This is a genomic window from Belnapia sp. F-4-1 (assembly GCF_000802185.1).
GTDB lineage: Bacteria > Pseudomonadota > Alphaproteobacteria > Acetobacterales > Acetobacteraceae > Belnapia.
Genome location: NZ_KN676113.1, coordinates 3298597 through 3320775 on the forward strand (window position 1 = coordinate 3298597; position 22179 = coordinate 3320775).

The following is a 22179-nucleotide window of genomic DNA, read 5'->3' on the forward strand; positions in this document are numbered from 1 at the left end:
AAGAGCTGCTGGCGCTAGGCATCGACCCGCGCCTTCTCGATGGAGGCGGTGGCGGAGGTAAGCTGGGCTCGGGCCAGCTCCCGCTCCAGGTTCAGCCGCTCGTACTCGCCGACGCTGACGCGCTCCCGTTCCTCGCGGGCCTGGGCATTCAGCGCCTCGACGCGGTTGCGGAGCGTGGTGAGGCGCGGGTTGTCGGCACGGGCAAAGCGCTGGGCCTCGGCCAGCTCGGCACGGGCCTGGGCGAGGGCGGATTCGAGCTTGCCGATGGTTTCCGCGGCGACGGCGGCGGAGCGGGTCGGGTCCACGGCGCGCTCGCGCTCGCGGAACTGGCTCATGGCGAGCTGGGTGGCGGTGAGCCGGGCCTCGGCCCGCACCAGCTCCTCGCGGGCGACGCGCAGGCTGTCCTGCTGCAGGCGCTCATTCAGCCGGTTGACCATGGCCTCCGAGAGGTCGAGCAGGGCGGTGGCGATGTCGCGCGAGTCCTCGGCGCGGAAGCTGCGGACGTGCAGGGCGGTAATGCCGCTGGTCGTGTCGCACTCGACCGTCACCATGCGGCGGACGTAGTCGAGCAGCCGCTCGGCATTCGGCTCCTCCCACCAGAGGCGGGCGACAGGGTCGGCCTCGGGGCGGCGGAAGATGTCGACCAGCGGCAGCTTCCGGCGCAGCGAGGCGACGGCGTCATGGGAGTGCAGGTAGTCCCGGATGCCCATCGCATCCTCGGCCGAGGGGCGGAGGCCGCCGCCGGACATCATGTCGCCGAGCCCGCCCATGCTCGGGGCCCCGGCAGTGCGTCCGCGGATCAGGTAGCGCGCCTCGCTGTCGTATTGCGGGGCGGCGATGCCGAGCAGGTAGGTGCCGGCGAGCGCCGTCGGCAGGATGACGGTGAGGCCGTAGGCATGGCGCTTCGCCCAGCGGCGCAGTCGGGCGCCGAGGGACGGCCGCGCAACGGGGCCGGACCAGCCGGTGCCGTCGATCGGCGCGGCGGCGTCAGACAGTTTGGTAGACGGCGATCGCCTGGTCCAGATCGTCATATCGGGTCAGCCTACCATCGTTGAGGACCGCGGCCGTGGTGCAGAAGGCCCGCACCGTTTCCGCCTGGTGGGAGACAAGGAGCAGGGTGCTCCTTTCCTGGCGTTCGGCCAGCGCCTTGCGGCAGCGCTCGCCGAAGCGGGAATCGCCGACGGCGATCACCTCGTCCACCAGGTAGCATTCGAAATCGACCGCGAGCGACAGGGCGAAGCCGAGCCGCATGATCATGCCGGAAGAGTATGTCCTGACCGGCAGGCGGTAGTATTCGCCGAGCTCGGAGAAATCCTCGACGAAATCCACCGTCTCCTGGATCGGCTTGCCGTAGATGCGGGCGATGAAGCGGGCATTGTCGGCGCCGGTGATACTGTAGTGCATCGCACCCGCGAAGCCGAGCGGCCAGGAGACGCTCATCTGCCGCTCGACCTTGCCGCTGGTCGGGTATTCGACGCCGGCGATGAGGCGGAGCAGGGTGGTCTTGCCGGCGCCGTTGCGGCCGAGGATGCCGACCTTCTCGCCGGGCCGGAAGGTGGCGTCGATGCCGCGCAGCACGGGCCGCGGCCCGAGATGGGTTTTGTAGGCCTTGTGAAGGCCGTGCAGGCGGATCATCGGCTAGAGCACGAGGTCGCGCCGGGCGCGGCGGATGGCCGCCATGCCGAGCAGGTTGGTGCCGGCGATCCAGGCGCAAACATAGCCGATATCGTAGGTCGTCGGCACGGCGCCGCCGAAATGCCCGTCGCGGATCAGCTTGAAGATATGGACGCTCGGAATCCAGAGGGCGAGGCGCTGCGCGTCATAGGGCAGCCAGAACACCATCCAGAAGGCACCGAGCAGCGGCATGGAAAGGTAGGTGACGAGATGGACCAGCCGCTCGAACAACTCGGTGTAGACGGCGCCGGCCGAGACCAATAGTGAGACGCCGTGCGAGAGCAGCAGCATCAGCACCATGCCGAAGAGCATCTTGAACGGGTCGGTCGGCCAGTGGCCGAAGGCGATTCCGAAGAAAACGAGAAAGACGACTAGCGCACCGAGCACCGCGGCACCCTCAAGCAGGTTCCGCGCCAGCAGGATGTCGAGGATCGTGACGTTGCGGTGGTAGAGCAGTGACTGGTTGGACGGAATGCCGAAGGGTGCCCGGTTGATTACGCCGCGCAGCAGGTAGAAGGGGATGTAGGCGATCACCCAGAACTCGAAGGGGTTCAGCCCGCCCGGCATGGCATGGGCGATGAAGTAGTGGAGGGTGCCGAGCGCGCCGCCGAGCAGCGCCGGCTCCACGAAGAGCCAGAGATAGCCGAGATTGTCGCGGCCGAACCGCGTGTTGAGCTCGCGCAGCAGCAAGGCGCCGATGACGCGCAGCTGGCAGGCGAGGGCATCGCCCATCCGGGTGCCGCGCCGGGCTGGCGCGGGCAGGGCGGCGCCGCTCACGGGCGTTGCAGGCCGCCGCCCCGAAGTAGCGGCCGGGCCTCGGCCCACTGGCCCTCGGCGCCGCAGACCAGCCGGGCCCGCTCGCCCAGGCCGGAGCCGACCAGCACCTCGCGGCATCCAAGGACAAGCATTCTTCCTGCGACAGGCGGGCCGGCGCACCCCTATAGCCTTGGGTTTGTAAACGATGCCTTAACCGAAGCCCGACATTCCGCCACCATCCCGACTATACGTTACGAAAACAGTACGATACCTATATCCGCCGAGGCAAGCATCACCCATGCCGTCATCAGCGGGGCATCGCGCAGGCTCGTGCAGCGCTGGCGCGGCCGGGGCGGCAGCTGGGGCTGATCGCGCGGGGCGTGGCAAGCCTCAAGGAGACGGCGGGGGCCTGCCGCGCTCGACGTGCGCGAGGCGGCGGCGCAAATCGAAGCAATCGCCGCCAATGCCGGCATCGATGGCGGCACAAGGCCGGATGGGCGGCCGGAGGGGCCTGCCGCGGCCAGCGCGCAGATCGGTCAACCTGTTGAGATGCGGTCAACCCTGATGCCGCCGCCGTTGGCGGACCGGCTGGTGCGACGCCTCCGATTCCGAATGGCGCTGGAAGGCTGAGCCTCGATCAGCCCGGATAGGCGACGAAAGGCCCGTGCAGCGGTCGCGGCAGCAGCGGCAGCGCATGGGCGGCGGCGAGCAGCAAAGCCCGCTTCGGTGAGGGCGCCGCCGCCACTGAGGCGCGCAGCCGCCCAAGCCCTGCCGCGCGGTCGCCATGACGGATCAGCTCCCGCCCGACGATCCAGGCATTCTCGGCCTCCGCCCGCCGCCGCATCTGCGCCAGGCGTTGCGGGCCGAGCCGTTCCGCCAGCAGCGGGTTGGCATAGATCGCCGCCATGGCCGGAGTAAAGGCGGACGGGTCGCGCGCCATGCGCCGGTAGGCGCTGCCCTGGCGCTCGCGGACGAAAAGCACCGGCTCCGCATCCTCCACCGCAACGAAAGGCCCCTGCAGGGCGAGGCGGATCCAGTATTCCCAATCCTCGCCATAGCGGAGATGCGGCAGGAAGGGTCCGGCCGCCTGGATCGCCTCGCGCCGGACCAGCAGGTGGCCTCCATTGACGAACAGGTTCTGCACCAGGAGCCGGTCCAGCAGGTCGCCGGAGAGGCCGGGGGCGCCCTTCAGGCGCAGCGGCGGGTCGCCGGGCCTGGCCGCCTCGGCCATCACCGCATAGGCGCCATGGGCGGCGATGGCGGCCGGCACCGAGGCGAGGGCGACCATCAGCCGCTCCAGCGCATCGGGTGCGAGCCAGTCATCGGCATCGAGGAAGAGCACCGCTTCGCCCCGTGCCTCGGCCATGGCCCGGCTGCGGGCGGCGGAGACGCCGGCATTCTCCTGCCGGATCAGGCGGATGCGCTTGTCCTCGCGCGCCGCCACCACCTCCGCCGTGCCGTCGCGGGAGCCGTCATCGACCACCAGCATCTCCCAATCGGGAAAGCTCTGGGCGAGCGCACTGTCCACCGCCGCACCGACATAGCGGGCGACGTCGAAGGCTGGCGTCAGGATGGAGACGGCGGGGGCAGGGGTGGCGAGGTCACGCATCATGCTGACCGCGTGGCACGGGACGGCGCGGCGCGGGGATCACGCCTGCGCGGAGTCTCGCCCTTGTGTCCTCCGGCCAGGGACTGATCCCGATCAAGGACAGGTGCCGGCCGAAGGCCCAGGCTGAGATCATGCTGGCATCCTGTCTCCACGCCCTCGACGCCCTCGGCCCGGACGGCCTGCCGGCGCTGATGGGCGCCCTCTTCCTCACCGGCCTCGCCGGCGGCGCCAGCCATTGCGCGGCGATGTGCGGGCCCTTCGTGCTGGCGCAGATGGCAATGGGCGGCAGCCATGGCGGCGGGCGGCTGGCACGGCTCTCCGGGGCGCTGCTGCTGCCCTATCACCTCGGGCGCGGGCTGGGCTATGCAGCGCTCGGCGCCGTGGTGGGGGGGGGCTCGGCCCTAGCGGCGCGTCTGCCGGGGCTCGGGCTGGTGCCGCCCCTGCTGCTTGGCCTGGCGGGGCTGGCGATGCTGGCCCAGGCGGTGCCGGCGCTCGCGGCGCGGCTGCCGCGCGGCGGATTCGGTGGGCTGATCGCGCCGCGGCTCGGCCCGCTGCTGGAGGGGCCGGGAACCAGCCGCGCCTTCCTGCTCGGCCTCATGCTCTCGGCCCTGCCCTGCGGGCTGCTCTATGCGGCGCTGGCGGCGGCCGCGGCGAGCGGCAGCGCGCTGGCCGGGGCCCTGGCCATGCTGGCCTTCGCGGCCGGCACCGCGCCGGCGCTGGTGGCGCTCGCCCTGCTCGGCCGCTTCTTCCGCCGGCGGGCGGAGCCGCTGCTGCGTCGGGCCGCGCCGCTGCTCCACGGCTTCAACGCCCTGGTGCTGCTGGCTCTCGCCTTGCGGCTGGCTTAACGGACGACCAGGTCCCGGTAGGCATGCCAGGTCGCGTGCCCGATCAGCGGCATGGCCACGACAAGGCCAAGGAAGAATGGAACCAGCGCCAGCCCGGTGAACAGCACGATCAGCCCGGCCCAGAGCGCCATGGCGCGGCTGTTCTCCATCACCGCCTGGACGCTGATCGTCACCGCCTCCAGCCAGGCGATGTCGCGGTCGATCAGCATCGGCAGCGACACGGCGGTGAGGGCGAAGCTGCCCGCCGCCAACAGGCAGCCGAAGCCCGTGCCGGTGACAAGGAAGGGCAGCAGCGCCTCCGACTGCAGCATCGCCATCGGCAGCTGCGCGAGCGAGGGCAGCGCCACGCCGCCGAAGAAGAGCGCGAAGAGCAACCCCGCGACGCGCACCCAGAACAGGTGGATAATGAGCAGCAGCACGCCCATCATGGCGATCTGCGGCCGGAAGGCCCGCATCGCTTCCGCCAGCGTCGTCGCCTGGCCCTGCTCGGCGCGGCGCGACACCTCGTAGAGCGGCGCGGCCAGCAGCGGGGCTAGGATGAAGAAGCCCGCCGTCGCCGGCAGGATAGCCCATGGCGCCCCGGCCTCGAACAGCAGCAGCGACAGCAGCCAGCCGAAGAGGGCGAGGGCGGCGCCGAGGCTGATGGCCCGGTGCGCCATCATGTCCCGCCAGCCGAGGGTGATCCACACCCAGGGCCGGTCGCTCGCCACGCGGCGCACACGGCTCCGCAGCGGGGCATTGAGCGCTTCGATCGGCATTCTTCCATCCTCAACCGCGTCCTGCCCGAGCCTAAGCATGGATGCCGCCCCGGGACCTTGATCGGGATCAAGGACGCGGCGCCTGGATCGGGCGAGTTTGCGTCAATGCCGGGGACTCATCGACCGCCCCGGCCCGGAGATGTGTCGCATGGCAGCGCTTGCCGCCCCCGCCCCCACCGAGCTTGATGTCGAGGCGCCGGTCCGCGCCTTCGCCATCGCCACGGTGTTCTGGGGCATCGCGGGCTTCCTCGCCGGCGTGGTGATCGCCGCGCAGCTCGCCTTCCCCCTGCTCAACCTCGACCTCGAATGGACCACCTTCGGGCGGCTCCGCCCGCTGCACACCAGCGCGGTAATCTTCGCCTTCGGCGGCAACGCGCTGATCGGGACGAGCTTGTTCATCGTCCAGCGCACCTGCCGCGCCCGGCTGTTCGGCGGTGAGGAGATGGGCTGGTTCCTGTTCTGGGGCTACCAGTTCTTCATCGTGACGGCCGCCGTCGGCTACCTGTTCGGCGTGACGCAGGGCAAGGAATACGCCGAGCCCGAGTGGTATGTGGACATCTGGCTGACGCTCGTCTGGGTCGCCTACCTGGTCGCCTTCGGCGGCACGATCCTCAAGCGCCGCGAGCCCCATATCTACGTGGCGAACTGGTTCCTGCTCGCCTTCATCATCACCGTCGCCATGCTGCACATCGTCAACAACCTGGCGCTGCCGGTCGGCGGTGGCATCGGCAAGTCCTATGGCGTCGCCTCCGGCGTGCAGGATGCGATGATCCAGTGGTGGTACGGCCACAACGCGGTGGGCTTCTTCCTGACCGCTGGCTTCCTCGGGATGATGTACTACTTCATCCCGAAGCAGGCGGGGCGGCCAGTCTATTCCTACCGGCTCTCCATCGTGCATTTCTGGTCGCTGATCTTCCTCTACATCTGGGCCGGGCCGCACCACCTGCACTACACCGCGTTGCCGGACTGGGCGCAGACCCTCGGCATGGTGTTCTCGATCATGCTGTGGATGCCCTCCTGGGGCGGCATGATCAACGGGCTGATGACGCTCTCCGGCGCCTGGGACAAGCTGCGCACCGACCCAGGCCTGCGCTTCTCCGTCACCGCCGTCGGCTTCTACGCCATGGCCACCTTTGAGGGGCCGGTGATGTCGATCCGCGCGGTGAACAGCCTTTCGCACTACACCGACTGGACCATCGGCCACGTCCACAGCGGCGCGCTCGGCTGGAACGGCTTCATCATCTTCGGCGCGCTCTACTGGCTGATCCCCGTGCTGTGGAACAAGAAGCTCTACTCGGAGCGCCTGGTCTCCTGGCACTTCTGGGTCGCGACCCTCGGCATCGTCCTCTACATCACCGCCATGTGGGTCAGCGGCATCATGCAGGGCCTGATGTGGCGCGCCTATGACGAGCACGGCTTCCTGCAATACGCCTTCGTCGAGACCGTCGCCGCGATGCATCCCTACTACGTCATCCGCATGCTGGGCGGCCTGCTCTACCTGAGCGGCGCACTCATCATGGCCTGGAACATCTACCGCACCGTGACGGCGAGGGAGGAGGAAGCGCCGGCCGCGCTCCCCGCCGCCCTGCCGATGGCCGCCGAGTAAGGAGGGGCCGCGCCATGAAACGCTTCACCCATGCGCTGATCGAGAAGAACCTCATCCTTCTCGGCGTGCTCACCCTGCTGACGGTCGCCATCGGCGGCCTGGTGCAGATCGTCCCGCTCTTCCTCGTCGAAACCACGATCGAGCGCGTGCAGGGCATCCGCCCCTACACCCCGCTCGAGCTGATGGGCCGCAACATCTATGTGCGCGAGGGCTGCTACCTCTGCCACAGCCAGATGGTCCGCCCCTTCCGCGACGAGGCGGAGCGCTACGGCCATTACAGCCTCGCGGCCGAGAGCATGTACGACCATCCCTTCCAGTGGGGCAGCAAGCGCACCGGGCCGGACCTCGCCCGCGTCGGCGGCCGCTACTCGGATGACTGGCATGCCGCCCATCTCCGCAGCCCGCGCGACCTCGTGCCGGCCTCGGTGATGCCGCCCTACGCCTTCCTCGACCGGCCGCTCGATGCCGAGGCGATCCGCGCCCATCTCCGCGCCCAGCGCGCCGTCGGCGTGCCCTACAGCGACGAAATGATCGCCGAGGCGGCGAACGACCTCGCCGCCCAGGCAACGCCCGAGGCCGATGCCTCCGGCTTCAGCCGCCGCTACCCGAATGCCCGCCAGGCGGCCTTCGACGCCGACCCGAAGGTGGTGACGGAGATGGATGCGCTGGTCGCCTATCTGCAGATGCTCGGTACCCTCGTCCGCTTCTCGGACGTGACGCCCGACCAGCTGCGCCAGCCCTGAGGAGCGCCTGATGGACATCCAGCGCCTGCACGAGATCCTTTCCACCATCTGGGTGGTCTGGTTCGTGCTCCTCTTCACCGGGATCCTGGCCTGGGTGCTGCGCCCCGGCAGCCGCGAGGCCGCCAATCGGCACGCCAGCATCCCGCTCCGCGACAGTCAGCTCTGAAAGCCAGGACCATGGCAAAGCAGACCGAGACCGATGCCGTCACCGGCGTCGCCACCACCGGCCATGAATGGGACGGCATCCGGGAACTCGACAACCCGATGCCCTCCTGGTGGCTCTACACCTTCTATGCCTGCATCGCCTTCGCGCTGGTCTGGATGGTGTTCTACCCGGCGCTTCCCTTCGTCCGCGGGCTGCTCGGCAACACCGCGCGCGGCGACCTGGCCGCGGTGATGGCGACCGAGCAGGCCAAGGCGGAGCCGATGCTGGCGCGCATCCGCGCCGCGACGCCGGAGGCGATCGCCGCCGAGCCCGAGCTGCGCACCTTCGCGCTGGCCGGCGGCCGCATCGCCTTCGCCAATAGCTGCGCCGGCTGCCATGGCGCGGGCGGGCAGGGCGCGCCGGGCGGCTTTCCGAGCCTCGCCGATGACGACTGGATCTATGGCGGCAGCCTCGAGGATATCCGCACGACCATCCGCCACGGCGTCCGCAACGGCGAGGCTGCCGAGGCGCGCGGCACTGCCATGCCCGCCTTCCTGCAAGCCGGGCTGACCATGCCGCAGATCGGCGACCTCGCCGAGCACGTCATCTCGCTCTCCGGCGCCGGCCCGGCCAATCCGGCGGGCGCCGCGCTCTTCGCCGATAACTGCGCCGCCTGCCATGGAGAGCGCGGCGAAGGCAACCGGCAGGTCGGCGCCCCCCGGCTGAACGACCGCATCTGGCTCTATGGCGGCGACAAGGCCTCGGTGACGCGCAGCATCGCCTACTCCCGCGCCGGCGTGATGCCCGCCTGGGAAGGCAGGCTCGACGCGGCGATGATCAACATGCTCACCGTCTACGTCCACGCGCTCGGCGGCGGGGAGCAGTAGGGGACCCGTCATGCCCGATATCGGACCGCCCCCGGCCTCGCTCTACGCCGCGCATCGGAAGATCTATCCGCGCTCGGTACAGGGCCGGGTGCGCCGCGCCAAATGGGCGGTGCTCGGCATCCTGCTCGGCCTCTATTACCTGGTGCCCTGGCTGCGCTGGGACCGTGGCCCGGGCGTGCCGGACCAAGCGGTGCTGGTGGACATGCAGCATGCCCGCCTCTTCTTCTTCTGGATCGAGCTCTGGCCGCAGGAAGTCTACTTCCTCACCGGGCTGCTCATCCTCGCCGCCATCGGCCTTTTCGCCGCGACTTCGCTCTTCGGCCGCGTCTGGTGCGGCTTCGCCTGTCCGCAGACCGTCTGGACCGATCTTTTTCTTTGGGTCGAGCGCCGCATCGAGGGTGACCGCAACGCGCGGATGAAGCGCGATGCCGGCCCGCCCTCGCGCGACCGAACGCTGCGCCGCCTCGCCAAGCATGCCGCCTGGCTCGGCATCGCCGCGGCTACGGGCGGAGCCTGGGTGATGTATTTCCAGGATGCGCCGACGCTGATGCGCTCCCCCCTCGGCGCCTCGATGGAAACCTGGTTCTTCTTCGCGCTCTTCACCGCGACCACCTATGTGCTGGCCGGCTTCGCCCGCGAGCAGGTCTGCACCTATATGTGCCCCTGGCCGCGCTTCCAGGGCGCGATGCTGGATGCCGATAGCCTGGTCGTCACCTACCGCGACTGGCGCGGCGAGCCGCGCGGCAAGCCGCGCGATGCCGGTTCCGGTGATTGCGTCGATTGCAGCGCTTGCGTGCAGGTCTGCCCGACCGGGGTCGACATCCGCGAGGGCCAGCAACTCGGTTGCATCGGCTGCGGCCTCTGCATCGACGCCTGCGACGACGTCATGCGAAAGCTGCATCGGCCGCAGGGGCTGATCGGCTTCGAGACCCTGGCCAACCTCGCCGCCAGCACCGCCGCGGCGGCGGCGTTGGAGCCGGGCCCCGCGCGCCACTCGGCCGGCATGGCCGCGCGGCGCCCTCTCCGCCTGCTGCGGCCGCGGACGCTGATGTATGCCGGTGTGCTTGCGGTTGTCGCCACCACCATGCTTGGCGCGCTGCTGCTGCGCGAGACGCTCTCGCTCACCGTGCTGCCGGAGCGCGCCCCACCCTTCGTCCGCCTTTCCGATGGCGGCATCCGTAACGCCTACCTGCTCAAGCTGGCCAATAAGAGCCGCGAGGGCGGCCGCTACACGCTGGTGCTGGAGGAAGCGCCAAGCCTGCGGCTGCTGGTGCAGGACGTGGCGACGGATGCCGCCGGCCGGCCGCTGCTGCCGGTGCAGGGCGACGGCGTCGCCAGCTTCCGCGCGCTCGTCACCGCCCCGCATGCGGCCGAGCGCCAGCCCATCCGCTTCCGCCTGCTCGATGCCACCGGCGTCCCCGTCGCCGCGGCGGAGAGCGTTTTCCTGGGACCGCAACCATGACCGCCCGCAGCTTCGACCCCGCCCGTGGCCGCTGGATCCCCTGGGTCTTCGTCGGCATGATGCTGCTGGTGGTGGGCGTGAACGCCGTGCTGATCACCTCGGCCGTGCGCAGCTTCACCGGCACCACCACCGGCCGTGCCTATGACCGGGGCCGCGCCTACAACCACATCATCGCGGAGGCGGAGCGCCAGGCGGCGCTTGGCTGGCGGGCGCATGTCACGCTGGCGGAAGGCACCCTCTCCGTCGCCGTGGCGGACCGCGTGGGCGCCCCGGTCGAGGGCTCGCTCACAGGCCTGCTGCTCCGCCCGCTCGACGGCCGGACCGTGCCGCTCGACTTCACCGAGGTGGCGCCAGGCCGCTGGTCCGCCCCTGCCCAGCCGCCCGCCGCCGGGCAATGGGAGGCGCGTCTTACCCTGCTCGACGCTGCCGGCCAGCATCTCGACATCCGCCAGAGGGTGATCGCGCCATGAGCGTCATCGGCCGCATCGCCATCCCCACCGCCGCCTGCGCCCATTGCGGCGGGACGGTGGCGGCCGATGCCCGCTACTGCTGCGCTGGCTGCGAGGCGGCGCATGGGCTGGTGGAGGGGCTCGGCCTCGACGCCTTCTACCGCCGGCGCAGCGCGGCCGATGGCGCGCTGCGGCCGGATGCCGCGCCGCCCGTCCCGCTTGCCGCCGCAGCCGTCGCGGAGGCGCCGGGGCTCTGGCGGCTCGACCTGATGGTTTCCGGCCTGCGCTGCGGCGCCTGCGTCTGGCTGGTGGAGCAGGCCCTGGCCGCCGAGCCGGACATGCTCGCCGCCCGCGCCGCGTTGACGACGCGCCGCCTCACCCTGCGCTGGCGGGGCGAGCGGGAAAGGGCGGAGGATTTCGCCACCCTGCTCGACCGCCTCGGCTTCCGCGCCGTGCCCTTCACCCCGGCCTGCCTCCGCGCCGCCGAGGATGCCGAGACGCGCAGCCTGACCCGCGCCCTCGGCATCGCCGCCTTCGGGGCAATGAACGTCATGCTCGTCTCCGTTGCCGTCTGGGTGGGCGACGACATGGGCACCGAGACGCGCGGCTTCATGCACTGGCTCGCCGCGCTGATCGGCCTGCCGACCATAGCCCTCGCCGGCCTGCCTTTCTACCGCTCGGCCCTGGCGGCGCTGCGGGCGCGGCGGACCAACATGGATGTGGCGATCAGCCTCGGTGTGCTGGCGACGGCGGCGATGTCGCTCTCCGAGGCTTGGCGCAACGGGCCCTTCACCTGGTTCGACGGGGCGACGACGCTGCTCGCCCTGCTGCTCGCCGGGCGCCTGCTCGACCGCACCGCGCGCGGCCGTGCCGGCCGGGCTGTCGCCGAATTGCTTGCCCTGCAGGACGGCATGGTCCGCCGCCTGATGCCGGATGGCCGCGCCGAGGATGTCCCCGCCGGCACCGTGCGGCCTGGCGAGCGCATCCTGCTCGCCGCCGGCGAGCGGTTGCGGCTGGATGCGGTGCTGGAGGACGCGCCGGGCCTCTTCGACCTCGCCGCGACGACGGGCGAGAGCCTGCCGCAGCCGGTCGCCCCGGGCGCGGCGGTGATGGCCGGCGCGGTCAATATGGGCGCGCCGGCGGTGTTGCGGGTGACGGCGGCGGCCGCGGAGGGCTCGCTCGCCGCCACGGCGCGGCTGCTGGAGCAGGCAGCGGCGGCGCGCGGGCGCTTCGTCACCCTGGCCGACAAGGCGGCGCGGCTCTATGTGCCGACGGTGCTGGTCGTCGCGGCCGGCACCTTCCTCGGCTGGTGGCTCGGCGCCGGGCTTGGCTGGCAGGCGGCGCTGGTGCCGGCGGTCGCGGCGTTGATCGTCACCTGCCCCTGCGGCCTCGCCATCGCGGTGCCGGCGGTGCAGGTGGTGACGGTGGGGGCGCTGTTCCGGCGCGGCGTGCTGGTGACCTCGCCGACCGCGCTCGAGCGGCTGGCCGGCATCGACCATGTCGTGCTCGACAAGACCGGCACCCTGACCTGCGGCAGGCCGTGCCTGCTGCCCGGCGACTGGACGCCCGAGGATCTCTCCGCCGCGGCCGGCCTCGCCCGCGGCAGCCGGCACCCGCTGGCCCGCGCCCTGCTCGCCGCCTGTCCCGAGGCGCCGCTGCGCCGCGATGCGGTGGAGCATCCCGGCCAGGGCATGGCCGCCGGCGCCGCCCGCCTGGGCAGCGCCCGCTTCTGCGGCGTGGCGGCGAAGGGCGACACGCCGGTGCTCTGGTTCACCGATGGCAGCTCGGAGCCCGTTGCCTTCCGCTTCGCCGATGCGCTGCGGCCGGATGCGCGGGCCGCGGTCGAGGCACTGCGCAGCCTCGGCCTAGCGGTGGAGATGCTGTCGGGCGATGCACCCGCCACGGTCGCCCGCGTCGCGGCGGAACTGGGCATCGAGGCCTGGGAGGGCGGGGCCATCCCCGAGGCCAAGCGGGCCCGAATCGCCGAGCTGCGCGCCGCCGGCCGGCACCCGTTGATGGTCGGCGACGGCATCAACGATGCCGGGGCGCTGGCCCTCGCCCATGCCGCCGTCGCCGCTCCCGGGGCTCAGGACCTGGCCCAGGTCGCAGCCGATCTCGCCCTCCGCGGCGAGGCGCTGCTCGCCCTGCCGGAGGCGATCCGCGCCGCCCGCCGGGCCCAGGCACTGGCACGGCAGAACATCGCCTTCAGCCTCGCCTACAACCTGGTGGCGGTGCCGGCGGCGGTTGCCGGGCTGGTGACGCCGCTCGGCGCGGCGGCGGTGATGGCCAGCTCCTCCATCGCCGTGATCCTCAATGCATTGCGCGCGGAAAGGCCCGGCCGATGGATGCGCTGATCGCCCTCGTTCCCGTCGCCCTGGCGCTCGGGCTGCTCGGCCTTCTCGGCTTCCTTTGGGCGCTCCGCAGCGGCCAGTACGAGGATCTCGACGGCGCCGGCGCCCGCATCCTCTTCGACGACACCGGACCCACAGAAAGGCAGCCCCGATGATCCCGAGCCGCGCGTTCTTCCTCGTCCTTTCCGTGCTGATCGCCGTGACCGGCCTCTTCGCCGCAGCCGCGGCGCATGACTACCTGCAGGCCTTCGGCCTCGGGCTCTTCGGCTTCGGCACCTTCTTCGCGTTCGGCTGCATCAAGCGGCATTTCGACGAGCGCGAGGCGGCTTACTGAGCCCCTAATGCGCACCCTCGCCGGTGGCGAGCGCTTCGAGGCCCGGCATGTCCAGCAGCCGAACCTCGCCGCGCGAGGGCTCGCGCAGCAGCCCGCCGCGGCGGAAGGCGGCGAAGACCCGGCTGACGCTCTCGATGGTCAGGCCCAGATAGTCGCCGATATCAGCCCGGGTCATCGGCAGGCTGAGGTCGAGGCCGGAGCCGCCATTGCGGCGGGTGGCGTCGCGCAGCATCAGCAGGAAGGCGGCGACCCGGCCCTCCGAGCTGCGTTGCGCCATGGCAGCCAGTTGCTCCTGTGCGGCCGCCAAGTCCTCGGCGCAAAGCTGCAGCAGGCGATGGCTGATGCCGGAGCAGCCGCGGCTCATCGCCTCCAGCTTGCCGCGGTCGACGCGGCAGACGGTTGCCTCGCAGACCAGCTCGGCATCGCAGGGGTAGCGCTCGCGGGCGGTGAAGCCGATCAGGTCGCCCGGGAAGCGGAAGCCGATGATCTGCTGCCGCCCGTCCGGCAGGGTGCGCAGCAGCTTCGCGGCGCCATCGACCAGAGTGAAAACCGCATTGGCCCGGTCGCCCTCGCGGAAGACCGCCCCCCGCGCCGGCAGCCGCACGAGCGACGAGGCTTCCGACAGGGCGAATTGATCCGCCCCGTCCAGCCCATGGCACAGGCCGCGGAAGGAACCGGCACAGCTCCCGCAGAGGGAGGCCAGGCTCTGCCGCACGGCAAGGGGGGCCGGAGTGCCCAATGATGTTCTCCCAGGTTCAAGACAGGACTCTGCGGATTCGTACTGCACTATGCAAGCACGGTGTCGTGAGCAATCCATCCAGGGTGGGCTGCCTTCATGCCGCCTACCAGACGGCGCACGGGTCGTTGCAAAGGCGAAAGCCCGCGGTGCGACCGGTGGGGTGCACCGGTCCTCGGATCCTCCTCAGGCCGCGCGCAACACACGCCCGGCCACCGCATCCAGCTTCGCCAGCATGGCGGGGTCGCGCTTCTCGGGGGCGGTGATCAGCGCATGGTCGAGGGCACGGTCGCAGCCGGCCGGGCAGGGGCCGCGCGGCTGGCCGAGCTCCGGCACCACCGCCTTCACCAGCGCCCGCGCCTTGTCGGCATTGCCGAACAGCACCTTCACCACCTGGTCCACCGTCACATGGTCATGGTCCGGGTGCCAGCAGTCGAAATCCGTGACCATGGCGACGGTCGCGTAGCAGAGCTCCGCCTCGCGGGCGAGTTTCGCCTCCGGCATGTTGGTCATGCCGATGACGCTGCACCCCCAGGACCGGTAAAGCTCGCTCTCCGCCTTGGTGCTGAACTGCGGCCCCTCCATGACGAGATAGGTCCCACCCCGCGTCACCGGCAGGCCGAGGCCGCGCGCCGCTCCCTCCAGCACATCGCCGAGGCGCGGGCAGACCGGATGCGCCACCGAGACATGCGCCACGCAGCCGGGGCCGAAGAAGCTCTTCTCGCGGGCGAAGGTGCGGTCGATGAACTGGTCGACGATGACGAAATGCCCGGGCGGCAGGTCCTCGCGCAGCGAGCCGACAGCCGAGAGGGACAGGATCTCGGTGACGCCGGAGCGTTTCAGCGCGTCGATGTTGGCCCGGTAGTTCAGCGCCGAGGGCGGCGTCGGGTGGCCGCGCCCGTGCCGGGGGAGGAAGACGCAGCGCACGCCGGCCAGCCGCCCGAAGAGCAGCTCGTCCGAAGGGTCGCCCCAGGGCGTCTCCACCCGGCGCCACTCGCGCTCCTCCAGCCCGTCGATGTCGTAGAGGCCGGAGCCGCCGATGAGGCCGATGACGGGTTCGATCATGTCGGGCATGGGTGCATCTCCGAAAGATGAGCGGCTTTTGGGCCAGCCGCGTCGCGGGATCAACCGCGGGCGGTGGCCGGGCCGGACGCGGCGGGCCATGCTGTGCCGCAAAACGCCGATCGGAGTCGCCCGATGACCGCCCGCCTTGCCTGCCTGCTCCTGCTGCTCGGCGCCTGCAGCCCCGCGAGGCCGCCGATGGAGAGCAACCGCGTCGAGCGCGGCACCGCCCTGCCGCCGCCCGACCTGCCCACCAAGCCGACCCCCTGAATTGCAAAGGGCCGCCCGAGGGCGGCCCTTTCCTTGTCTACAACCCGAGCCCTGCCGAAGCCCCGGTCATCGAGTGGCAACCGGCGCCCAGCGGCACCGCCATGGGGTCAATGCACGTCGGCCCAGACCTTGCGCTTCACCGCATAGGCGAGGCCGCCGAGGATGGTGAGGAAGAGGATGATCTTCACGCCCATCGCCTTCCGCTCCTCAAGCTCCGGCTCCGCCGCCCAGGTCAGGAACTGCGTCACGTCGGTTACCATCTGGTCGACCGTCGCCCGTGTGCCGTCGTGGTACTCAACCTGCCCGTCGGAGCTGATCGGCTGCGGCATGGCGATCTGATGGCCGGCGAAGTACTTGTTGTAGTGCATGCCATCGGCGATCTGCATGCCGGCCGGCGGGTCTTCATAGCCGACCAGCAGGGCATGGATGTAGTCCGCCCCACCCTCGCGTGCCTTGGTGATGACCGAAAGATCCGGCGGGTAGGCGCCGTTGTTGGCCGCCCGCGCCGCCTGCTCGTTGGGGAAGGGGCTCCTGAACCGGTCGGAGGCGCGGCCGGGCCGCTCCACCATCTGGCCCTCGTCATTCGGCCCGTCCATCACCTGCACCGTCGCCGCGATGCCCGCCACCTCGGCCTCGGAAAGGCCGAGCTGCCGAAGGTTGCGGTAGGCGAGCAGGTGCATCGAGTGGCAGCTTGAGCAGACTTCCTTGTAGACCTGGAAGCCACGCTGCGCCGAAGCGCGGTCGAAATGCCCGAACAGACCGTCGAAGGAGAAGCGTGTATCCGGCAAGCTGATGGATTCGCTGGCGGCGAGGGCGGGCGTCGCCCCCGCCATCAGCCCGAGGCCGAGGACCAGCGCCCGAAGGCTAGGGAAAGCAGGCATATCAGGCCTTCTCCATCGGCTTGCTCATGGCGCCCGCCGGCAGCGGCCCACCGCCGCGCAGCACCGGGCGGGCAATGCTCTCCGGCAGCGGCAGCGGCCGCTCCAGCCGCCCGAGCAGCGGTAGGATCACCAGGAAGTACAGGAAGTAATAGGCCGTGGCGACCCGGGCGATGGTGACGAAGGGCTCCTCCGGCGGCTTGCCGCCGACATAAAGCAGCACGATGAAGCAGAGGCACCACACCGCGAAGAAGGGCCGCGCCAGCGGGCGGAACCGCATGGAACGCACCGGCGAGGTGTCGAGCCAGGGCAGCACGAAGAGGATGGCGATGGAGCCGAACATCAGCAGCACGCCGCCGAGCTTGTCCGGCACCGCGCGCAGGATCGCGTAGAAGGGCAGGAAGTACCATTCCGGCACGATATGCGGCGGCGTCACCAGCGGGTTCGCCGGGATGTAGTTGTCCGCATGGCCCAGCAGGTTCGGGAAGAAGAACACCAGCGCCGCGAAGACGATGAAGTAGACGACGAGGCCGACGCTGTCCTTCGCCGTGTAGTACGGGTGGAACGGCACCGTGTCCTGCGGCCCCTTCGGGTCGATCCCGAGCGGGTTGTTGGAGCCGGTGATGTGCAGCGCCGCGACGTGGAGGAAGACGACGCCGAAGATCATGAAGGGCATCAGGTAGTGCAGGCTGAAGAAGCGGTTGAGCGTCGGGTTGTCGACGCTGAAGCCGCCCCAGAGCCAGGTGACGATGCTCTCGCCGACCAGCGGGAAGGCGCTGAACAGGTTGGTGATGACGGTCGCGCCCCAAAAGGACATCTGGCCCCAGGGCAGCACGTAGCCCATGAAGGCCGTCGCCATCATCAGCAGGAAGATGACCACGCCGATCATCCACAGCAGCTCGCGCGGCGCCTTGTAGGAGCCGTAGTAGAGCCCGCGGAAGATGTGGATGTAGACGACGATGAAGAACATCGAGGCGCCGTTGGCGTGCGCATAGCGCAGCAGCCAGCCGTAATTCACGTCCCGCATGATGCGCTCGACGCTGTCGAAGGCCATGCCGGTATGCGCCGTGTAATTCATCGCCAGGAAGATGCCGGTGGCGATCATGATCACGAGGTTGACCATGGCCAGCGCGCCGAAATTCCAGAAGTAGTTGAAGTTACGGGGCGTGGGGAACGTCCCGTACTCCTTCTGCATCATGGTGAAGACGGGCAGGCGGGCATCGACCCAGCGGATGACCGGGTTCTGGAAGTCGCTCTTGTGAAGGCCAGTGGCCATGGGTGGGCTCCTCAGCCGATCCGGATCTGCGTATCGGAGGTGAAGGCGTAACTCGGAATAGCCAGGTTGGTCGGCGCCGGCCCTTGCCGGATGCGGCCCGAGGTGTCGTAGGCGCTGCCATGGCACGGGCAGAACCAGCCACCGAAGGGGCCGCGCTGGTCGGTGGGTTTCTGCCCGAGCGGGATGCATCCCAGATGGGTGCAGATGCCGATCACGACCAGCCACTGATCTTTTTTGACCCGTGTCTGGTCCGGTTGCGGGTCTTTCAGCTCGGAGAGCGGCACATTGCGGGCCGCCTTGACCTCATCCTCGGTGCGGTTGCGCACGAAGACCGGCTTGCCGCGCCAGACCACCGTGATGGCGGAGCCGGCGGCGATCGGCTTCAGGTCGATGTCCGTGGTGGAGACTGCCAGCGTGTCGCGCGCCGGGTTCATCGAGCTGATGAATGGCCAGGCGATCGCGCCGACGCCGACCGCCGCGAAGGAACCCGCCACGAGTTGCAGGAAATCCCGGCGGGTCTCGCCTTCCTGCGGCGCCGGTTGCGCCATGCTATGGGCCATGCCTCATCGTCCCTGATCGCGGCCCTCGCCTACTCCCGGGGCGGGAGGGGAGGGCCGAATGCGATTGCTGCGGTCGGGTCGGACAGGATCCGCCAAGCATGGATCGTGCCCCCTGACGCGCTGCGCCGCATATAAAGGTACGCTATGCAGGGTGGCAATCCGCCGGGCGGGCAATCATCCGGCTATTGTTTCGCCCCGCCGGCGCCAAGGAGAGGAAATCGGTGACCGAGACCATGCCCCCCGGCCAGGACCCCGCCGCGCATCGCTTGGCCGAGCCCGCCCGCCTCTGGTTCGAGAGCCTGCGCGACCGGATCTGTGCCGATTTCGAATCGATCGAGCGGGAGTGCGACACGGGCCCCCATGCCGGCATGCCGCCCGGCCGGTTCGAGCGCACCGCCTGGACGCGGGAGGGCGGCGGCGGCGGGGTCATGGCGGTGATGAAGGGCCGGGTCTTCGAGAAGGTCGGGGTCAACTGCTCCACCGTCCATGGCGAGTTCTCTCCGGAATTCCGCAAGCAGATCCCAGGTGCCGAGGCGGATCCGCGCTTCTTCGCCACCGGCATCTCCCTCGTCGCCCACATGCGCAGCCCGCGGGTGCCGGCGGCGCATATGAACACCCGCTTCCTCTCCACCTCCCGCGCCTGGTTCGGCGGCGGCGGCGACCTCACCCCAATGGCGCTCGACGCCCCCGAATCGGGGGAGGACGCCGTTCGCTTCCACGCCGCCTACCGGGCGGCCTGCGACCGCCACGATCCCGGCTACTACCCGCGCTTCAAGGCTTGGTGCGACGAGTATTTCTGGCTCCCCCACCGGGGCGAGGCGCGCGGGCTCGGCGGCATCTTCTTCGACTGGCTCGGCGACCGGACGCCCGGCCATGGGGCGGATCGGGACTTCGAGTTCGTCAAGGATGTCGGCCTCGCCTTCCTGGAGAGCTACCCGGCCATCATCCGCCACCGGATGCGCGAGCCCTGGACGCCGGCCGAGCGCGAGCATCAGCTCATCCGCCGCGGCCGCTACGTGGAATTCAATCTGCTCCACGACCGCGGCACGCTGTTCGGCTTGAAGACCGGCGGGAATGTGGAGGCGATCCTCATGTCCCTGCCGCCGGAAGCGAAATGGCCCTGACAGGCGCATTGCCGCCTCCCGCCGCCCTGGTCCAGGCTGGGGCGGAATACCGAGGAGACGCCCGATGCGCGCAGTCTGGTACGACCGGCAAGGCCCAGCCGGCGAGGTTCTGACCTATGGCGAGTTGCCGACGCCGAGCCCGGGGCCGGGCGAGGTGCTGGTCCGCCTCGCCACCTCCGGCGTCAACCCCTCCGACTGGAAGAGCCGCAGCGGCCGCGGCCGGCCGATGGCCTTCCCCCGCGTCATCCCCCACAGCGACGGCGCCGGCCATGTCGAGGCGGTGGGGGAGGGGGTGCCGCGCCAGCGCATCGGCCAGCGGGTCTGGATCTGGAACGGCCAATGGAAGCGGCCCTTCGGTACCGCCGCGGAATACATCGCCCTGCCGTCGGAGCAGGCGGTGCCCTTGCCCGAGCATACCGGCTTCGCCGAGGGCGCCTGCCTCGGCATCCCGGCGCTGACCGCCCTCCATGCCGTGCTGACCGATGGCGGGGTCACCGGCCAGCGGGTGCTGGTCACCGGCGGTGCGGGTTCGGTCGGCCACTACGCCATCCAGTTCGCCCGGCTGCTCGGGGCTGCCCAGGTCATCGCCACCGTCAGCGGCGAGGCGAAGGCGGCCCATGCCATGGCCGCCGGCGCCGACCATGCGGTGAATTACCGCAGCGAGGATGTCGCCGACCGCGTCCTGGCGCTGACCGGCGGCCAGGGGGTGGACCGGGTGGTGGAGGTCGACGTCACCGGCAACGCCCCGCTGCTGCCGCGCCTCATGGCCCCGGGCGGGGTCTGCGCCGCCTATGGCGCGAACGGCGCCGAGGCGGCGGTCAATTTCGGCGCCGCCATCCTGCGCGGAATCGCGCTGCGCTTCTTCATCGTCTACGAGCTGAGCCCGGCCCAGCGCGCAACCGCCCTCGGCGCGCTGACCCCCTGGCTGGAGCGCGGCCTGCTCCGCCATGCGGTCGCCGCCCATGCCCCGCTCGCCGACTGCGCCGCGGCGCAGGATGCGGTGGAGAAGGGCGCCTATATCGGCAACCTCGTGCTGGATTGCTGACCAGGCCGGTCAGCCCTCGGGCCGGGCCTTCAGGTCGCGGATGCGCGGGTCGGCGGTGAGGTCGAGGAGGTCGATCTCCTCCTCGATGACATGGAAGGCGTCGTCGCCGATCGTCCCGTAGGAGCGGAGCGCGGCCAGCACCCGCCGCTGCGCCGCCACCGCCTGGCGTTGCAAGCCGGCGAGATCCTCGCCGCCGCCCTCCGCCGGGCTCAGCCGGGCGAGATATTCCCGCTGCAGCACCTCCGCCGCCCGGCCCGGTGGGGCGGCGTGCAGCACCTCGAGTGCTGCCCGCGCCGTCGCCTGTCGGGCCAGCGCCACCTCCCGCTCCACCCCGCCGTCATCCGGCAGGCCGAGCCGCTCCAGCAGCCAGCGCAGGCTGAGCCCCTGCAGCACCAGGGTCACCAGCGCCACGGCGAAGGCGGTCAGCAGGATCAGGTCGCGGTAGGGAAAGTCTTCCGGCAGGGCCAGCGCCGCGGCCAGGGTGACGATCCCGCGCATGCCGCACCAGGATATGACGATGCCGCCCGCTATGGTCGGTGACCGCTCGGTCCGCTTGCCCAGGCGGGCGACGAAGACATAGCCCATCACCCAGGCGAAGCGCATGAGGATGACGACGGCGCAGGCGGCCGCGGCGAAGCCGACATCGCGCCACTGCCACCCGCCCAGCCGGTCGAGGATGCCGCGCAGCTGCAACCCGATGAGGATGAAGGCCAGCAGGTTGAGGACGAAGACCGCCACCTCCCAGACCGCATAGCTGGCGATTCGCTCCTTGCCCCCTATCCGTGACGGCGCCAGGCGGGCGATCGTCATCGCATAGGCCACCATGGTGATGATGGCCGAAAGGCCCAGCCGCTCCGCCAGCAGCCAGACCGCGAAGGTGCCGAGGAACTGCACCAGCACGGCAACCGCCAGGTCCTCCCTGTGCATCGACAGCCTGAGCCAGACCCAGGCGGCGGCGATGCCGAACAGCGCCCCGCCGCCGCAGGTCAGCAGCAGCAGCGGCACCACCTGCCAGCCGCTTACCGCCCCGCCCATGGCGGCGCCGACCGCGACGCGGAACAGCAGCAGCGCCGTCGCGTCGTTCAGCAGGCTCTCGCCTTCCAGGATCACCAGCACCCGGTGCGGTGGCCGCAGCTGCCGCAGCACCGCCGCCGCGGCCGAGGCATCGGGCGGCGCCACGATGGCCCCGAGCGCGATCGCCGCGGCCCAGGGCAGGCCCGGCTCGATCAGCCGCGCCACCCAGGCGACGGCGAAGGCGGTGCAGAGCACGCAGACCAGCACCAGCCCGCCGACCGGCCGCCAGTTGGCCTTCAGGTCGCGCGGCGAGGCATCGTAGGCGGCATCGAGCAGCGTCGGCGCGACGAAGAGGGCCAGCGCCAGCTCCGGATCGAGGGTGACCTCCGGCAGCCCGGGCACCAGCGCGCCGCCGGTGCCGGCGAGCGCCAGCAGCGCCGGATAGGGCGCGCGCAGCCGCTTCGCCAGCGTCGCCAGCAACGCGCCGGCCAGCAGCAGGAGGATGACCGTCTCGAAGATCAGCATGCGGCACCTTTCCCGGCGAGGGCTCTGCGGTCATCTTGCCCTGGCGAAACCGAATCCGGGAGAGAACCAA

25 protein-coding genes are annotated in these 22179 nt (G+C 70.7%); 13 read left to right on the forward strand and 12 right to left on the reverse strand.

The window, feature by feature from the left end:
- Positions 1–14: 14 nt before the first annotated feature.
- From LH62_RS15580 to LH62_RS15600, 5 genes are all read right to left on the reverse strand, one after another.
- The gene (locus LH62_RS15580; RefSeq protein WP_052214553.1) at positions 15–1031 is read right to left on the reverse strand and encodes a hypothetical protein; all 1017 of its coding nucleotides are present in this window, start codon (positions 1029–1031) and stop codon (positions 15–17) included.
- Positions 988–1635 (reverse strand): ABC transporter ATP-binding protein, encoded by a 648-nt coding sequence (locus tag LH62_RS15585; protein WP_043362767.1) that lies wholly within the window; start codon positions 1633–1635, stop codon positions 988–990. The genes LH62_RS15580 and LH62_RS15585 overlap by 44 nt, the downstream gene beginning before the upstream one ends.
- 3 nt (positions 1636–1638) lie before the next feature.
- On the reverse strand, positions 1639–2451 hold the full coding sequence (locus tag LH62_RS15590; RefSeq protein ID WP_052214554.1) for an ABC transporter permease: 813 nt from the start codon (positions 2449–2451) through the stop codon (positions 1639–1641).
- Positions 2448–2582, reverse strand: a complete 135-nt coding sequence (locus LH62_RS32400) for a hypothetical protein (RefSeq protein ID WP_255359997.1) — start codon at positions 2580–2582, stop codon at positions 2448–2450. The genes LH62_RS15590 and LH62_RS32400 overlap by 4 nt, the downstream gene beginning before the upstream one ends.
- A gap of 485 nt (positions 2583–3067) precedes the next feature.
- Positions 3068–4042, reverse strand: a complete 975-nt coding sequence (locus tag LH62_RS15600) for a glycosyltransferase family A protein (protein WP_052214555.1) — start codon at positions 4040–4042, stop codon at positions 3068–3070.
- Between the two features lie 128 nt (positions 4043–4170).
- On the opposite strand from LH62_RS15600, the gene LH62_RS15605 reads away from it, so the two are divergent.
- Entirely contained in the window at positions 4171–4884 is a 714-nt protein-coding gene (locus LH62_RS15605) for a sulfite exporter TauE/SafE family protein (protein ID WP_082012859.1), read from the forward strand.
- Here the strand turns inward: LH62_RS15605 and LH62_RS15610 are convergent.
- Positions 4881–5642: a DUF2189 domain-containing protein gene (locus LH62_RS15610; protein ID WP_144404503.1), complete on the reverse strand. Its 762-nt coding sequence runs from the start codon at positions 5640–5642 to the stop codon at positions 4881–4883. The two genes, LH62_RS15605 and LH62_RS15610, sit on opposite strands and share 4 nt — an antisense overlap.
- A 148-nt stretch (positions 5643–5790) precedes the next feature.
- On the opposite strand from LH62_RS15610, the gene ccoN reads away from it, so the two are divergent.
- Genes ccoN through LH62_RS15645 form a run of 9 tightly spaced genes read left to right on the forward strand, consistent with a single transcriptional unit; the run spans position 5791 to position 13619 of the window.
- On the forward strand, positions 5791–7248 hold the full coding sequence (gene ccoN / locus LH62_RS15615; RefSeq protein ID WP_043362775.1) for a cytochrome-c oxidase, cbb3-type subunit I: 1458 nt from the start codon (positions 5791–5793) through the stop codon (positions 7246–7248).
- 14 nt (positions 7249–7262) lie between these two features.
- Positions 7263–7991 (forward strand): cytochrome-c oxidase, cbb3-type subunit II, encoded by a 729-nt coding sequence (gene ccoO / locus LH62_RS15620; RefSeq protein ID WP_043362777.1) that lies wholly within the window; start codon positions 7263–7265, stop codon positions 7989–7991.
- Between the two features lie 10 nt (positions 7992–8001).
- Positions 8002–8157 (forward strand): cbb3-type cytochrome c oxidase subunit 3, encoded by a 156-nt coding sequence (locus tag LH62_RS29355; protein ID WP_082012595.1) that lies wholly within the window; start codon positions 8002–8004, stop codon positions 8155–8157.
- A gap of 11 nt (positions 8158–8168) precedes the next feature.
- Positions 8169–9023, forward strand: a complete 855-nt coding sequence (gene ccoP / locus LH62_RS15625; RefSeq protein ID WP_043362787.1) for a cytochrome-c oxidase, cbb3-type subunit III — start codon at positions 8169–8171, stop codon at positions 9021–9023.
- 10 nt (positions 9024–9033) lie between these two features.
- The gene (ccoG, locus tag LH62_RS15630; protein ID WP_043362791.1) at positions 9034–10485 is read left to right on the forward strand and encodes a cytochrome c oxidase accessory protein CcoG; all 1452 of its coding nucleotides are present in this window, start codon (positions 9034–9036) and stop codon (positions 10483–10485) included.
- A complete protein-coding gene (locus tag LH62_RS15635; RefSeq protein ID WP_043362793.1) occupies positions 10482–10955 on the forward strand; it encodes a FixH family protein in 474 nt (157 codons plus the stop codon). The genes ccoG and LH62_RS15635 overlap by 4 nt, the downstream gene beginning before the upstream one ends.
- Entirely contained in the window at positions 10952–13288 is a 2337-nt protein-coding gene (locus LH62_RS15640; RefSeq protein WP_043362797.1) for a heavy metal translocating P-type ATPase, read from the forward strand. Before LH62_RS15635 ends, LH62_RS15640 begins: the two co-directional genes overlap by 4 nt.
- Positions 13276–13440: a cbb3-type cytochrome oxidase assembly protein CcoS gene (gene ccoS / locus LH62_RS29360; RefSeq protein WP_082012596.1), complete on the forward strand. Its 165-nt coding sequence runs from the start codon at positions 13276–13278 to the stop codon at positions 13438–13440. Before LH62_RS15640 ends, ccoS begins: the two co-directional genes overlap by 13 nt.
- Positions 13437–13619, forward strand: coding sequence for a hypothetical protein (locus LH62_RS15645; RefSeq protein ID WP_043362800.1), 183 nt, complete (start codon positions 13437–13439; stop codon positions 13617–13619). The genes ccoS and LH62_RS15645 overlap by 4 nt, the downstream gene beginning before the upstream one ends.
- A 4-nt stretch (positions 13620–13623) precedes the next feature.
- Here the strand turns inward: LH62_RS15645 and LH62_RS15650 are convergent, their stop codons facing one another.
- Together LH62_RS15650 and LH62_RS15655 are read right to left on the reverse strand one after the other, a co-directional pair.
- The gene (locus LH62_RS15650) at positions 13624–14358 is read right to left on the reverse strand and encodes a Crp/Fnr family transcriptional regulator (RefSeq protein WP_160299841.1); all 735 of its coding nucleotides are present in this window, start codon (positions 14356–14358) and stop codon (positions 13624–13626) included.
- A gap of 183 nt (positions 14359–14541) precedes the next feature.
- On the reverse strand, positions 14542–15429 hold the full coding sequence (locus LH62_RS15655; RefSeq protein ID WP_043362802.1) for an S-methyl-5'-thioadenosine phosphorylase: 888 nt from the start codon (positions 15427–15429) through the stop codon (positions 14542–14544).
- Between the two features lie 123 nt (positions 15430–15552).
- Between LH62_RS15655 and LH62_RS32405 the strand changes: the two genes are divergently transcribed.
- Entirely contained in the window at positions 15553–15687 is a 135-nt protein-coding gene (locus tag LH62_RS32405; RefSeq protein ID WP_255359998.1) for a hypothetical protein, read from the forward strand.
- A gap of 107 nt (positions 15688–15794) precedes the next feature.
- Here LH62_RS32405 and LH62_RS15660 read toward each other — a convergent pair whose 3' ends face one another.
- The 3 genes from LH62_RS15660 to petA are packed head-to-tail and all read right to left on the reverse strand — an operon-like array spanning position 15795 to position 18389.
- On the reverse strand, positions 15795–16568 hold the full coding sequence (locus LH62_RS15660) for a cytochrome c1 (RefSeq protein ID WP_043362803.1): 774 nt from the start codon (positions 16566–16568) through the stop codon (positions 15795–15797).
- 1 nt (position 16569) lies between these two features.
- Entirely contained in the window at positions 16570–17841 is a 1272-nt protein-coding gene (locus tag LH62_RS15665; protein WP_043362806.1) for a cytochrome b N-terminal domain-containing protein, read from the reverse strand.
- An 11-nt stretch (positions 17842–17852) separates the two neighbouring features.
- Positions 17853–18389, reverse strand: coding sequence for a ubiquinol-cytochrome c reductase iron-sulfur subunit (gene petA, locus LH62_RS15670; protein ID WP_236552560.1), 537 nt, complete (start codon positions 18387–18389; stop codon positions 17853–17855).
- 245 nt (positions 18390–18634) lie between these two features.
- On the opposite strand from petA, the gene hemF reads away from it, so the two are divergent.
- Positions 18635–19525: an oxygen-dependent coproporphyrinogen oxidase gene (gene hemF / locus LH62_RS15675; RefSeq protein ID WP_043365927.1), complete on the forward strand. Its 891-nt coding sequence runs from the start codon at positions 18635–18637 to the stop codon at positions 19523–19525.
- Positions 19526–19589: 64 nt separating this feature from the next.
- Complete coding sequence (locus LH62_RS15680) at positions 19590–20570, forward strand: NADPH:quinone reductase (protein WP_043362811.1); 981 nt, start codon at positions 19590–19592, stop codon at positions 20568–20570.
- Between the two features lie 9 nt (positions 20571–20579).
- Here LH62_RS15680 and LH62_RS15685 read toward each other — a convergent pair whose 3' ends face one another.
- Positions 20580–22109: a sodium:proton antiporter gene (locus LH62_RS15685; protein WP_043362812.1), complete on the reverse strand. Its 1530-nt coding sequence runs from the start codon at positions 22107–22109 to the stop codon at positions 20580–20582.
- Positions 22110–22179 lie beyond the last annotated feature (70 nt).

Coding starts and splice junctions, on each gene's coding strand:
- LH62_RS15580 (WP_052214553.1), bottom strand. CDS start 1,031: ATGACGATCTGGACCAGGCGATCGCCGTCTACCAAACTGTCTGACGCC.
- LH62_RS15585 (WP_043362767.1), bottom strand. CDS start 1,635: ATGATCCGCCTGCACGGCCTTCACAAGGCCTACAAAACCCATCTCGGG.
- LH62_RS32400 (WP_255359997.1), bottom strand. CDS start 2,582: ATGCTTGTCCTTGGATGCCGCGAGGTGCTGGTCGGCTCCGGCCTGGGC.
- LH62_RS15600 (WP_052214555.1), bottom strand. CDS start 4,042: ATGATGCGTGACCTCGCCACCCCTGCCCCCGCCGTCTCCATCCTGACG.
- LH62_RS15605 (WP_082012859.1), top strand. CDS start 4,171: ATGCTGGCATCCTGTCTCCACGCCCTCGACGCCCTCGGCCCGGACGGC.
- LH62_RS15610 (WP_144404503.1), bottom strand. CDS start 5,642: ATGCCGATCGAAGCGCTCAATGCCCCGCTGCGGAGCCGTGTGCGCCGC.
- ccoN (WP_043362775.1), top strand. CDS start 5,791: ATGGCAGCGCTTGCCGCCCCCGCCCCCACCGAGCTTGATGTCGAGGCG.
- ccoO (WP_043362777.1), top strand. CDS start 7,263: ATGAAACGCTTCACCCATGCGCTGATCGAGAAGAACCTCATCCTTCTC.
- LH62_RS29355 (WP_082012595.1), top strand. CDS start 8,002: ATGGACATCCAGCGCCTGCACGAGATCCTTTCCACCATCTGGGTGGTC.
- ccoP (WP_043362787.1), top strand. CDS start 8,169: ATGGCAAAGCAGACCGAGACCGATGCCGTCACCGGCGTCGCCACCACC.
- ccoG (WP_043362791.1), top strand. CDS start 9,034: ATGCCCGATATCGGACCGCCCCCGGCCTCGCTCTACGCCGCGCATCGG.
- LH62_RS15635 (WP_043362793.1), top strand. CDS start 10,482: ATGACCGCCCGCAGCTTCGACCCCGCCCGTGGCCGCTGGATCCCCTGG.
- LH62_RS15640 (WP_043362797.1), top strand. CDS start 10,952: ATGAGCGTCATCGGCCGCATCGCCATCCCCACCGCCGCCTGCGCCCAT.
- ccoS (WP_082012596.1), top strand. CDS start 13,276: ATGGATGCGCTGATCGCCCTCGTTCCCGTCGCCCTGGCGCTCGGGCTG.
- LH62_RS15645 (WP_043362800.1), top strand. CDS start 13,437: ATGATCCCGAGCCGCGCGTTCTTCCTCGTCCTTTCCGTGCTGATCGCC.
- LH62_RS15655 (WP_043362802.1), bottom strand. CDS start 15,429: ATGCCCGACATGATCGAACCCGTCATCGGCCTCATCGGCGGCTCCGGC.
- LH62_RS32405 (WP_255359998.1), top strand. CDS start 15,553: ATGACCGCCCGCCTTGCCTGCCTGCTCCTGCTGCTCGGCGCCTGCAGC.
- LH62_RS15660 (WP_043362803.1), bottom strand. CDS start 16,568: ATGCCTGCTTTCCCTAGCCTTCGGGCGCTGGTCCTCGGCCTCGGGCTG.
- LH62_RS15665 (WP_043362806.1), bottom strand. CDS start 17,841: ATGGCCACTGGCCTTCACAAGAGCGACTTCCAGAACCCGGTCATCCGC.
- petA (WP_236552560.1), bottom strand. CDS start 18,389: ATGGCGCAACCGGCGCCGCAGGAAGGCGAGACCCGCCGGGATTTCCTG.
- hemF (WP_043365927.1), top strand. CDS start 18,635: ATGCCCCCCGGCCAGGACCCCGCCGCGCATCGCTTGGCCGAGCCCGCC.
- LH62_RS15680 (WP_043362811.1), top strand. CDS start 19,590: ATGCGCGCAGTCTGGTACGACCGGCAAGGCCCAGCCGGCGAGGTTCTG.
- LH62_RS15685 (WP_043362812.1), bottom strand. CDS start 22,109: ATGCTGATCTTCGAGACGGTCATCCTCCTGCTGCTGGCCGGCGCGTTG.